This window comes from Pseudomonas sp. TZ252, assembly GCF_056110345.1.
The window spans coordinates 6,065,099-6,077,600 of record NZ_CM148566.1 but is presented as its reverse complement, the minus strand read 5'-3'; the positions used below and the strand labels follow the sequence as shown (position 1 = coordinate 6,077,600).

At 66.6% G+C, this 12,502-nt stretch carries 9 protein-coding genes; 1 reads left to right on the top strand and 8 read right to left on the bottom strand.

The features are described from left to right. Positions 1–28 precede the first annotated feature (28 nt). Positions 29–1,081, top strand: a complete 1,053-nt coding sequence (oprF, locus tag ACYAF3_RS27980) for an outer membrane porin OprF (protein WP_003087843.1) — start codon at positions 29–31, stop codon at positions 1,079–1,081. Positions 1,082–1,149: 68 nt separating this feature from the next. Here oprF and cobA read toward each other — a convergent pair whose 3' ends face one another. The 8 genes from cobA to ACYAF3_RS27940 all read right to left on the bottom strand — a co-directional run bounded on the left by cobA (position 1,150) and on the right by ACYAF3_RS27940 (position 12,487). After that, on the bottom strand, positions 1,150–1,887 hold the full coding sequence (gene cobA / locus ACYAF3_RS27975) for a uroporphyrinogen-III C-methyltransferase (protein WP_003087845.1): 738 nt from the start codon (positions 1,885–1,887) through the stop codon (positions 1,150–1,152). 11 nt (positions 1,888–1,898) lie between these two features. After that, on the bottom strand, positions 1,899–4,625 hold the full coding sequence (locus ACYAF3_RS27970; RefSeq protein WP_116349932.1) for a nitrate reductase: 2,727 nt from the start codon (positions 4,623–4,625) through the stop codon (positions 1,899–1,901). Positions 4,626–4,651: 26 nt separating this feature from the next. Continuing rightward, positions 4,652–4,978 carry a nitrite reductase small subunit NirD gene (gene nirD / locus ACYAF3_RS27965; RefSeq protein WP_003087853.1) on the bottom strand — a complete coding sequence of 109 codons (327 nt, stop codon included), beginning with the start codon at positions 4,976–4,978 and terminating at the stop codon, positions 4,652–4,654. Positions 4,979–5,030: 52 nt separating this feature from the next. Then, complete coding sequence (gene nirB, locus ACYAF3_RS27960) at positions 5,031–7,481, bottom strand: nitrite reductase large subunit NirB (protein ID WP_128669376.1); 2,451 nt, start codon at positions 7,479–7,481, stop codon at positions 5,031–5,033. A gap of 267 nt (positions 7,482–7,748) precedes the next feature. Further along, positions 7,749–9,344, bottom strand: a complete 1,596-nt coding sequence (locus ACYAF3_RS27955; RefSeq protein WP_023089036.1) for a bifunctional protein-serine/threonine kinase/phosphatase — start codon at positions 9,342–9,344, stop codon at positions 7,749–7,751. A 74-nt stretch (positions 9,345–9,418) separates the two neighbouring features. After that, positions 9,419–10,630, bottom strand: coding sequence for a NarK family nitrate/nitrite MFS transporter (locus ACYAF3_RS27950; RefSeq protein WP_003450070.1), 1,212 nt, complete (start codon positions 10,628–10,630; stop codon positions 9,419–9,421). 353 nt (positions 10,631–10,983) lie between these two features. Next, positions 10,984–11,679, bottom strand: coding sequence for a polysaccharide lyase family 7 protein (locus tag ACYAF3_RS27945; RefSeq protein ID WP_003098044.1), 696 nt, complete (start codon positions 11,677–11,679; stop codon positions 10,984–10,986). 229 nt (positions 11,680–11,908) lie between these two features. Further along, complete coding sequence (locus ACYAF3_RS27940) at positions 11,909–12,487, bottom strand: ANTAR domain-containing response regulator (protein WP_105579200.1); 579 nt, start codon at positions 12,485–12,487, stop codon at positions 11,909–11,911. Positions 12,488–12,502 lie beyond the last annotated feature (15 nt).

Sequence of the window (12,502 nt, the reverse complement as noted above, 5' to 3'; positions counted from 1 at the left end):
ACTGACCATCAAGATGGGGATTTAACGGATGAAACTGAAGAACACCTTAGGCGTTGTCATCGGCTCGCTGGTTGCCGCTTCGGCAATGAACGCCTTTGCCCAGGGCCAGAACTCGGTAGAGATCGAAGCCTTCGGCAAGCGCTACTTCACCGACAGCGTTCGCAACATGAAGAACGCGGACCTGTACGGCGGCTCGATCGGTTACTTCCTGACCGACGACGTCGAGCTGGCGCTGTCCTACGGTGAGTACCATGACGTTCGTGGCACCTACGAAACCGGCAACAAGAAGGTCCACGGCAACCTGACCTCCCTGGACGCCATCTACCACTTCGGTACCCCGGGCGTAGGTCTGCGTCCGTACGTGTCGGCTGGTCTGGCTCACCAGAACATCACCAACATCAACAGCGACAGCCAAGGCCGTCAGCAGATGACCATGGCCAACATCGGCGCTGGTCTGAAGTACTACTTCACCGAGAACTTCTTCGCCAAGGCCAGCCTCGACGGCCAGTACGGTCTGGAGAAGCGTGACAACGGTCACCAGGGCGAGTGGATGGCTGGCCTGGGCGTCGGCTTCAACTTCGGTGGTTCGAAAGCCGCTCCGGCTCCGGAACCGGTTGCCGACGTTTGCTCCGACTCCGACAACGACGGCGTTTGCGACAACGTCGACAAGTGCCCGGATACCCCGGCCAACGTCACCGTTGACGCCAACGGCTGCCCGGCTGTCGCCGAAGTCGTACGCGTACAGCTGGACGTGAAGTTCGACTTCGACAAGTCCAAGGTCAAAGAGAACAGCTACGCTGACATCAAGAACCTGGCTGACTTCATGAAGCAGTACCCGTCCACTTCCACCACCGTTGAAGGTCACACCGACTCCGTCGGCACCGACGCTTACAACCAGAAGCTGTCCGAGCGTCGTGCCAACGCCGTTCGTGACGTACTGGTCAACGAGTACGGTGTAGAAGGCGGTCGCGTGAACGCTGTTGGTTACGGCGAGTCCCGCCCGGTTGCCGACAACGCCACCGCTGAAGGCCGCGCTATCAACCGTCGCGTTGAAGCCGAAGTAGAAGCTGAAGCCAAGTAATCGGCTGAGCCTCTAAGGAAAAACCCGGCTCAGGCCGGGTTTTTCTTTGCCTGGAAAAAGACCGCTCGTCAGGCGCTCAGGGAAATCGGTTGCGACACGATGTCGCGGGTTACTTCGCCGATCACCAGGATCGCCGGGCTTTTCAAGGCGAAACGTCCGGCGTCCCGCAGTAGCTCGCCGAGGTTGCTGCGGCATTCGCGCTGGTTGCCCAGGGTGGCGTTCTCGATCATCGCCAGCGGCGTATCCTCGGCCATGCCTCCAGCCAGCAGCCCGGCCTGGATCTCCGCGAGTCGGGCGACGCCCATGTAAACCACCAGCGTGGTACCGCTGCGTGCCAGGGCTTCCCAGGCCAGCGGGCTGTCGTCCTGGGTATGCGCGGTCACCAGGGTCACGCCGCGGCTGATGCCGCGGTAGGTCAGCGGTATGCCGCAGGCAGTGGCGCCAGCCAGCCCGGCGGTGATGCCGTTCACTATCTCGCTGTCTATCCCGTGCCGGGCCAGCCATTCGGCTTCTTCGCCGGCGCGGCCGAAGATGCATGGATCGCCGCCTTTCAGGCGCACCACGCTGCGTCCCTGGCGGGCATGCCGCAGCATCAGGCGCTGGATGAAGTCCTGCGGTGTGGAGCGGCAGCCGCCGCGTTTGCCGACCCGGACCAGCCGGGCGGACGGACAGTGCTCCAGTATGCTCGGGTTGACCAGATCGTCGACCATCACCACATCCGCGTCCTGCAGGGCGCGAACTGCCTTCAGGGTCAACAGTTCCGGATCGCCGGGACCCGCACCCACCAGCCAGACCTTACCGCTCATCGTCGTTCTCCTCAGGCATTCGCCGCCATGGGCCGGGGGGCCGCCAGCAGTCTCTTGATTTCCGGTACGCAGGAGCCGCAGCCGGTGCCGCAGCCGAACTCGCGCTTCAATCCGTCCAGGTCCAATCCGCGGGCGATGCCGCCGAGCACCGTTTGCTGGCTGACGTTCTGGCAACTGCACAGGGTCTTGCCGCCCGCACCCTGGCTGGGTCGTCCCGGTGCCGCGCCGAGTGGGGCGAGCAGCCAGCGGCGTAGCTCGCTATCGGCCCGGCCGGTAAGCCAGAGCTCTTTCAACCAGTCGCGGGCGAGGGTTTCGCCGGCGAGCCGGACGGCGACGATGCGCCCGTCTTCGAGGCGCACGCGCTTGCCGATGGCGCGCCGGGGGTCGTCGTAGGCGAGGATCGGCCCGTCGAGCAATTCGAGTTGGCGATCTATCCGCTCCAGCAGGTCTGCGCCAGGTGCCTCATGGTGTGCGGCGCTGACCAGCAGGGCGGGGCGCTCGCGTCCGGCGAGACTGAAGCTGGCGTGGTCGAAGACTTCGCACAGCGCACGGAGGGCCTCGAAACGCGCCTGGATATCGGTTTCCACCAGCGCGAACAGGCGCCAGGGCAGTTCGACGGATTCGACCTGAACCCCGGCGTGCTTGAGTTCGGGTTGTTTCGACAGGGGGTCGAACGCCGGCAGGGTCAGGACATTGCAGCCCAGGCCCTTGAGGAAGCGATCGCCCCAGTGCATCGGCAGGAAGGCCTGGCCGGGGCGCACCGAGTCGTCTGCGCTCACCGGCAGGACCAGGGCGCCACGCCGGCTCTTCAGGCGCACGAGCTGCCCGTCCAGCAGTTGGCGGCGGCGCAGTTCCTCGGGATGCAGGTGCACCAGGGCCTCCTCTTCATGGCCGAACAGGCGTGCGCAGGTGCCGGTCCGGCTCATGCCGTGCCACTGGTCGCGCAAGCGTCCGGTATTGAGGGTCAGCGGGTAGCGCGCGTCACGTTTTTCCTGGGCGGCGCGGTAGGGTTCGGCGACCAGTTGCGCGCGTCCCGAGGCGGTAGGGAAGCGGCCGTCTGCATAGAGCCGTGCGGTGCCTTGCTCCGCGCCAGTGGGAAATGGCCATTGCTGCGGCCCCAGGCGGTCGAGCAGTGCGTAGCTGAGGCCGGAAAGATCGAGGTCGCGGCCGGCGGTAAGCAGCTTGTATTCGTCGAACAGGCTGCGGCTGTCGGCAAAGGCGAACAGGCCGGGTTTAGCGGGACGCAGGTGCCCTTCCAGGCGGCGCGCGAAGTCGCAGACGATGTTCCAGTCCTGGCGCGCTTCACCGGGGGGCGGAACGGCCCGACGGACATGACTGATCCGCCGTTCCGAATTGGTCACGGAGCCTTCCTTTTCTCCCCAGGATGCGGCTGGAAGCAAAAGGTCGGCGTATTGGCAGGTTTCCGTGCCGGCGAAGGCTTCCTGGACCACCACGAAGGGACAGCGGGCAAGGGCCTCGTGGATCTTGCGCTGGTCCGGCAGCGATTGCGCGGGGTTGGTACAGGCGATCCAGAGCGCCTTGATCCGGCCGTCGTGGACCGCATCGAACAGCTCGATGGCGCTGAGACCGGGGGACGTGGGCAACTGTTCCACACCCCAGTAGTGCGCCACCTCGGCGCGATGGCCGGGATCGGCGGCTTCGCGGTGGCCGGGCAGCAGGTTGGCCAGGCTGCCGGTCTCGCGACCGCCCATGGCGTTCGGCTGGCCGGTGAGGGAAAACGGCCCGCATCCGGCGCGGCCGATCTTGCCGGTAGCCAGGTGCAGGTTGATCAGCGCGCTGTTCTTGGCGCTGCCGGCGCTGGACTGGTTGAGCCCCATGCACCAGAGCGAAAGGAAGCGCGGCGAATGGCCGATCCATTCGGCGCAGCGCTGCAGGTCGGCGCGGTCGATGCCGCAGATGTCGGCGACGGCGGCCGGGGTGTAGTCGCGCACCAGTTCCTTCAGGTCGGCGAAACCCTCGGTATGCTCGGCGATGAACGAACGGTCGATCCAGTCCTCCCAGAGCAGGATATGCAGGATGCCGTGGAACAGTGCGACGTCGGTGCCGGGCAGCAGCGCCAGGTGCAGGTCGGCCAGCTCGCAGGTGTCGGTGCGCCGCGGGTCGATCACCACGATGCGCATCTCCGGCCGAGCGGCCTTGGCGGCTTCCAGGCGACGGAACAGGACCGGGTGGGCGAAGGCCATGTTGCTGCCGGCGATCAGCACGCAATCGGCGCAGTCGAGGTCTTCGTAGCTGCAGGGCGGTGCGTCGGCGCCCAGGCTGCGCTTGTAGCCAACCACCGCCGAGGACATGCACAGGCGCGAATTGCTGTCGATGTTGTTGGTGCCGACCAGGGCCCGCGCCAGCTTGTTGAAGGCGTAGTAGTCCTCGGTCAGCAACTGGCCGGATATATAGAAGGCCACGCTGTCCGGCCCGTGTTCGCGAATGGTCTCGGCGAAACGCCCGGCGGCATGTTCCAGGGCACTCTCCCAGTCGCTGCGGGCCCGCGCCAGTTGCTTGCCGAGGCGCAGTTGGGGGTACAGCGCGCGGGCCTGGAGGTCGCCGGTCAGGTGCAGGCTGGCGCCTTTGCTGCACAGTCTGCCGAAGTTGGCTGGGTGCCGCGGGTCGCCTTGCACGCCGAGGATGCGTTCGCCGTCGTGTTCGATCAGGACGCCACAACCCACGCCGCAGTAGCAGCAGGTCGAAGCGGTGGTGCGCAGCGGGGAATCTGTCGACATGCTCGGCTCCTGTTATCGGCGAGAGATCAGGCGCACAGCGCCACGCTGTCCAGGCCGAGCAGCACCCGTCCGTTCTCCACCCGCACCGGGTGGCGATGGGCGCAGCCCTGGTCCGGGGCCACGGCTTCGCCGCTCTCCAGTTCGATCTGCCAGTTGTGCAACGGACAGGCCACTCGCTTGCCGTAGATCAGGCCCTGGGACAGCGGGCCGCCCTTGTGCGGGCAGCGGTCATCGAGGGCGAAGACCTGGTCGTCGGCGGCGCGGAAGATGGCGATGTCGCCTTTCGGGCCGGCGACCACGCGCGAGCCCAGCGGGTTGATTTCATCGAGGGAGCAGATATCCAGCCAGTTCATCGGTTCACTCCGGTAGGGGGAGGGCCGCCGTGGGAGGGCCCGGGCAAGGGATTCAGACGTTTTCCAGTTGCTTGAGCGAAATCCGTTCGAACTCCTTCTTCAATTGCGGCTGTTCGATGCGCTGCTTCCATGGGTCCTGCTCGAAGGACAGGGCGAATTGCAGGCGGTCGTTGAGCGCCTTGCGGTTTTCCGCGTCCTCGACCACCGCCTTGCGGATGTGCTCCATGCCGACCCGCTGCAGATAATGCACCGTGCGCTCCAGGTAGAAGGCTTCCTCGCGGTAGAGCTGGAGGAAGGCGCCGTTGTATTCGCGCACCTCTTCGGCGGTCTTGAGCTTGACGAAGAACTCCGCGACCTCGGTCTTGATCCCGCCGTTGCCGCCGATGTACATCTCCCAGCCGGAGTCCACGCCGATGATGCCGACGTCCTTGATCCCGGCCTCGGCGCAATTGCGCGGGCAGCCGGAGACCGCCAGCTTGACCTTGTGCGGCGACCACATGTTGAACAGGTCGTGTTCCAGATCGATGCCCAGCTGCGTCGAGTTCTGCGTGCCGAAGCGGCAGAATTCGCTGCCGACACAGGTCTTCACGGTGCGGATGGATTTGCCGTAGGCATGTCCGGAGGGCATGTCGAGGTCTTTCCAGATGGCCGGCAGGTCGTCCTTCTTCACCCCCAGCAGGTCGATGCGCTGGCCGCCGGTGACCTTGACCATCGGCACCTGGTACTTGTCGGCGACGTCGGCGATGCGCCGCAACTCGGCGGCGTGGGTCACGCCGCCCCACATCCGCGGTACCACCGAGTAGGTGCCGTCCTTCTGGATGTTGGCGTGGGCGCGTTCGTTGATCAGGCGCGACTGCGGATCGTCCTTGGCTTCTCCCGGCCAGGTCGAGATCAGGTAGTAGTTCAGGGCCGGGCGGCAGGTGGCACAGCCGTTCGGGGTCTTCCAGTCCATGAAGCGCATGGCGGCGTCGAGACTGGTCAGCCGGTGTTCGCGAATGGCCTTGCGGATCTGCCCGTGGTTGAGGTCGCTGCAGCCGCAGATGGCCTTCTCGCTCTTCGGCTTGACGTCGGCGGCGCCGCCGACGGTGCTGATCAGGATCTGTTCCACCAATCCCGCGCAGGAGCCACAGGAGCTGGCGGCCTTGGTGTGTTTCTTGACTTCGTCGACGCTGAACAGGCCGTGTTCTTGTATGGCCTTGACGATGGTGCCCTTGCAGACGCCGTTGCAGCCGCATACTTCGGCCGTGTCGGGCATGCTCGCGGCGCTGTTCTGGCCCTGGTGGCCGACATCGCCGAGGGCGTTCTCGCCGAACATCAGGTGGTCGCGGATCTGCGCGACGTTGTGGTTCTCGCGGATCTGCCGGAAGTACCAGCCGCCGTCGGCGGTGTCGCCGTAGAGACAGGCGCCGACCAGTACATCGTCCTTGATCACCAGCTTCTTGTAGACGCCGCCGATGGGGTCGGAAAGGGTGATGGTCTCGCTGCCTTCGCCGCCGATGAAGTCGCCGGCGGAGAACAGGTCGATACCGGTCACCTTGAGCTTGGTCGAGGTCACCGAGCCCTGGTAGCGGGCGTAGCCGAGATGAGCCAGGTGGTTGGCGCAGACCTTGGCCTGCTCGAACAGCGGCGCAACCAGGCCGTAGGCGATGCCACGGTGGTTGGCGCATTCGCCGACCGCATAGATGCGTGGGTCGTAGGTCTGCAGGGTGTCGTTGACCAGGATGCCGCGGTTGCAGGGGATGCCCGCGCTTTCGGCCAGCTCGGTATTGGGGCGGATGCCGGCGGCCATTACCACCAGGTCGGCGGGAATCACGTCGCCGTCGTTGAACTGCACGGCACAGACCCGGCCGCTGCCGTTGTCCATCAGTTCCTGGGTCTGGGTGTTCAGGCGGAAGCGGATGCCGCGGGCTTCCAGCGCGCCTTGCAGGAGTTTGCCGGCGGTGCGGTCCAGTTGGCGTTCCAGCAGCCAGTCGGAGAGGTGCACGACGGTCACGTCCATGCCGCGTTGCTTGAGGCCGTTGGCCGCCTCCAGGCCGAGCAGGCCGCCGCCGATCACCACCGCGTGGCTGTGGGTCCGGGCGCAGTCGATCATGGCCTGGGTGTCGGCGATGTCGCGGTAGCCGATCACGCCCTGCAGGCGATTGCCGGGTATCGGCAGGATGAAGGGGACCGAGCCGGTGGCCAGCAGCAGGCGGTCGTACTCGGCCTCGCTGCCGTCCGCGGCGACCACCCTGCGGCGGACCCGGTCGATCTGCACCACCTTGCGGTCGAGGAGGAGCTTGATGCCGTTTTCCGCATACCAGTTGAGGTCGTTGAGGACGATTTCCTCGAAGGTCTGCTCGCCGGCCAGCACCGGGGACAGCAGGATGCGGTTGTAGTTGGGATGGGGCTCGGCGCCGAACACCGTGATGTCGTAGAAGTCCGAGTTGAGCTTGAGCAGTTCTTCCAGGGTACGGACCCCGGCCATGCCGTTGCCGACCATCACCAGCTTGATCTTCTTCATGCGGAGTAGCTCCTGCATAAGGTTGGCGCAAACAAAAAAGGCGTCCCGCTGTTGCCAGCAGGACGCCTTTGTCCAGGTCCCGTTCGGTCGGGAAACGCCGCCTCGTCGTTGAGGCAGGCGCTTTGTTGTCGATTGTCGGGAGAACCCAAGCAGGCGCCGTGCCAACTTGCGCTATTGCCTATCTCCATGGCCTTGCAGGGATAACGCGGGGCCTCCCCGCGGTCTTTCTGCCCCGTGCCGGGGCGTATCGCACCGGGCTGGTGCCTCTCAGCCCTTCAGCCAGATCAGGAGTAGCGCCAGGTTGGCGGCCAGGGACAGCAGGGCGATGGCGCGCCAGGTCTGCAGCGGTTCGCGCTCCAGCAATGGGCGGGTTGCCGCGGCCGGCAACGCTTCTCCCTGTTGCAGCGAGAGCAGCCATTCCTCGGCGGTCTCGAAGCGCTGTGCGGGGTCGCAGGCGACGGCGCGCAGCAGCAGGTCGTCGATCCAGGCCGGCAGGTCGGGGCGATAGCGGCTGGGCGGGACGGGGCGACCGAAGCGCGGGTGCTGGAAGGCTTCGATCTCGCCATAGGGATAGCGCCCGGTCAGCGCCTGGTAGAGGCAGACGCCGGTGGCGTAGAGATCCTGGCGCACCGAGGGCGAGGTGCCGGAGAAGCATTCCGGCGCCAGGTAGCTGGGCGTACCCGGTAGCAGATGGGGGTCTTCGCGCGACAATCCCGGACACCAGGCCAGGCCGAAATCCAGCAGGCGCAGCTCGCCGTCACGGCCGAGGTGGAGATTTTCCGGCTTGAGGTCGCGGTGCAGCAGGTTGCGTCGATGCAACTGGCCAAGCCCGCGCAGCAGCTGGTTGGCCAGCCCCAGCCACTCCGGCAGCGACAGCGGGCCATGGTTGCGCAAGCGCTCGGCGAGAGTCTCTCCGGGGTGCTCGCGCATCAGGTAATACAGATGCTGGCGTTGCGCCAATCCGTGCAGCTCGGGGAAATGCCGGCCCTGGACGCGGCGCAGGAACCATTCCTCGAGCAGCAGGGCCTGGGTTGCCAGCGGATCGTCGGCACGTGCGGCGGGAAGGGTCTTCAGCAGCCAGGGTTGGCCCTGGCCATCTTCGACCCGGTAGAGCAGGGACTGGCGGGATTCGCCTAGCAACTGCCGGACCCGCCAGCCTTCGAAGAGCTGGTCGGGCTTCAGCGGTGGCGGCAGTGGCCAGTGGCCCAGTTGCGCGAGGGCGTCGCCGAGGCTGCCTGCGGGCACGGCTTCCACGCGCACCAGCAGGGCGCTGGCGTTGTCCTGGCTGCCTGCCAGGTGGGCGGCGCGAACCAGAGCCTCGGCGCTGCGCTGCGGCTCTTCGGCGTTGCGCAGGATGCTGCGGATGCCGCTGTCGCCCAGCGTCGCCCAGACGCCGTCGCTGACCAGTAGCCACTGGCTGCCGGGCTCCAGATCGCCTTCCAGATAGTCGACCACCAGATGCTGGTCCAGTCCCAGGGCGCGGGTCAGCACGTGTTGCATGTGCGGCTGTTCCCAGACGTGGTCGCTGGTCTGCCGGAGCAACTCGCCGTCGCGCCACAGGTAGGCCCGGCAATCGCCGACGTGGGCCAGGGTGTAGCGGGTGCCGCGCAGCACCAGGGCGGTGAGGGTGGTGAGCAGCGGCTGGCCGCCGCCGTTGGCCTGTAGCCAGCGGTTCTGCGCCAGCAGCAGGCGGTCCAGGGACTGCACGATGGCCCAGGTTTCCGGAGTCGCATAGTAATCCAGGGCCAGCGCTTGCAGGCTGCTGCGCGCCGCCAGGCCGCCATCGGCGCACTGGCTGACACCGTCGGCGATGGCCAGCAGGTGTCCCTTGCTGGCGGCCAGGGCCGGCGCCGGGGTGACCACCCGCAGCGCGTCCTGGTTTTCCGTGCGAGGCCCGCAGGCGCTGGCCTCGCCGATGCTCAGTCGCAGCCCCACGCTCAGACCCGCGCGGCGGTGACCGCGGCCGAGCCCCAGGTGGTGCGCCAGCGCCGCTTCACCCCGTGGAGGCCGAACCAGGCCAGCACGCCGAGACTGGCGAACAGCCACAGGCCGAGCTGGTAGTCGCCGGTGCTTTGCTTGATCGCGCCAAGGCCGGCAGTCAGGCAGAAGCCGCCGATGCCGCCGGCCATGCCGATCAGCCCGGTCATCACGCCGATTTCCTTGTGGAAGCGCTGCGGTACCAACTGGAACACCGCGCCATTGCCGGCACCGAGACTGAGCATGGCGACCACGAACAGGCCGAGGGCGGCCATCGCGCTGGACAAGTGGAAACCGACCGCGGCGATGCAGATGGCGGCCAGGGTGTACACCATCAGCAGGCTGCGGATGCCGCCGATGCGATCGGCGAGGGCGCCACCGAGCGGGCGCATCAGGCTGCCGGCGAAGACGCAGGCGGCGGTGTAGTAGCCGGCGGTCACCGGGTTCAGGCCGTACTGGTCGTGGAAATAGCCGGGCAGGGTGCTGGCCAGGCCGAGGAAGCCGCCGAAGGTGACGCTGTAGAAGAACATGAACCACCAGCTGTCGCGGTCGCCGAGGGCTTTCAGGTAATCGCCCATGGCCTTGGGCGCCGGCCGCTGCGGGGCGTTGCGCGCGACCATGGCGAACACCAGGAGGGTCAGGACGAGCGGCAGCAGGGCGAAGCCGAACACGTTGTTCCAGCCGAACGCGGCGGCCAGGCCGGGGGCGAAGAGGGCGGCGAGCACGGTGCCGGAGTTGCCCGCGCCGGCGATGCCCATGGCCTTGCCCTGGTGTTGCGGCGGGTACCATTGCGATGCGAGCGGCAGGGCCACGGCGAAGGATGCCCCGGCGAAGCCGAGGAACAACCCCAGCAGCAGTGCCTGCGCATAGCTGTTCACGCCCAGCAGCCAGGCGGCCGCGAGGGCGGCGATGACGATGACCTGGGCGAGGATGCCGGCGCTCTTCGGCGACCAGCGATCGGCCAGCAGGCCGAGCAGGAAGCGCAGTACGGCGCCGGCGAGGATCGGCGTGGCGACCATCATCGCGCGCTGCTGGGTGCTCAGTTGCAGGTCGCCGGCAATCTGCACCCCCAGCGGGCCGAGCACGTACCAGACCATGAAGCTCAGGTCGAAATAGAGAAACGCCGCGAACAGGGTCGGCGCATGGCCGGCCTTCCAGAAGCTGTTGTTCATCGAACACCTCGTATCCAGCGGAATCGGGGCGGAACGGCCGCCCGGCGGAAGTTGCATCGCTACAAGGTGAGCGTCCGACAGCGGACCACCCACCCGCCCCGACGCTGGGGCGAAACGACGAAGACGCCACGGGCCTCTGCCGGGAAGGAGAGGCCGCGCGACGTCTTTGTCGGGGATGGGTAACCGCCGTTGGCTACCGTCAGGCAGGACGTAGCAAGCTCTTTGCCAAGTTGTCGAAAGCGCGGCGTAGAGCGGTTGCAGGGACAACCATGGCGTCGGGCGTGCACGCCGCGGTGGCAGGCGTCGGGGGCTTGCACAGGGCTGGGGCGGCGCGTCCGTGCGCCGTCGGCGGTTCAGCGATGGGCGGTGTTCAGGTGGTAGATGGTCACGCGGCTGCCTTCGCCGCTGTCGCCGGCGTTGTCGTTCACGTAGGCGCCGGCCTTGAAATAGAGCAACTGGTCGTTCCAGGCGCTGCCGAGGGTCTGGTAGTAAGCGTCCTCTTCGCCGTCCTGGCTGCGTGCGCGCACCGCCAACTCGCCGCTGGAGGTGACGCGCAGGCTGTAGTTGAAACGCTCGCCCAGGCGTACCTGCTCGAGGATCGACACGTTGCGGCTATAGGAATCGTCCGGGTGGTTGCGTACCAGCGCCTCGACCCGGCCGAGGCCTTCCTCGGGCTTGTAGTAGTACTGCAGCTTCACCAGAGGTTCGCCGTCGTCGGTCTGTGGCGACTTGCTGTGGATCTGGCCGATGATCACCTTGTTCTTCGAGGGGACCTTTTCGACGCTCATGGTCACCCGCAATTCGTTGTCGGCCTGCCAGTAGTACCAGTTGTCGAGGCTGCCGTCGGCCTGGGTTTCGCGCAGTTCGGTGCGGGGATAGGTGCTGTCCTCGGTGTGCGAGCCGTCGATGGGCACCCAGAAGACCAGGCCGCCATCGTTGCCTTGCTGGAAGTACTGGCTCTGGTAGCCGTTGTTGAGTTGCTGGGTGGTGATCACCTGCGGGGTGGGTTCGGTGGGAATGGTAAGGTTCCAGGTGCTGAGATCGATCATGCTGAGCATCTCCTGACCGCTGAGTCGGCGGTGCGGTTCGGGCGGACGCCTGCGGCTCCTAGCCCTGGGCGTCCACTGCGGGCCTCCCTGGTCATGCTAGTCGAGGGTGGCGAGGGGGTAGCTCCCAGAACGGATAGGGCCGTTCCGGGCGCACGAGCATAGCCGCGCCGCTCTGCGCCGGGGGCCAGCAGGGTGGCTGGCGATATGATCGCCAGCTGCCCAGCCGGATTCAGCCGCCGAGCATGTCGTGCATGGCGATGATCTGCTCGGCGACCTGGATCAGCTTCTGCTGGCGGCTCATGGCCTGGCGCCGTATCAGCGTGTAGGCCTCCTCCTCGCCGCAATGCTTCATCTTCATCAGCAGGCCCTTGGCCAACTCGATGCGCTTGCGCTCGGCCAGCTGCGCCTCGCGCGCCTGCAGTTGAGCGCGCAGCGCCTGGTCGCTCTCGAAGCGCGCCATGGCCACGTCGAGGATCGGTTGCAGGCGGCTGGCCTGGATGCCTTCGACGATGTAGGCGCTGACCCCGGACTGGATGGCGCGGCGCATCACTCCCGGATCGTGCTCGTCGGTGAACATCACGATCGGGCGCGGCTGGTCGCGGCTGACCAGGCAGACCTGCTCCATCACGTCGCGGCCGGGAGACTCCGTGTCGATCAGGATCACGTCGGGACGCAGCGCTTCGACGCGCGCCGGCAGGTCGATGGTCAGCCCCGACTCGTCCACCACTTCGAAACCGCTCTCGAGCAGGGCGGCCCTGAGGCGTCCGACTTTCTTCGGCGTGTCGTCGATCAGCAGGATACGCAGCATGGCGAGCGCACCAGG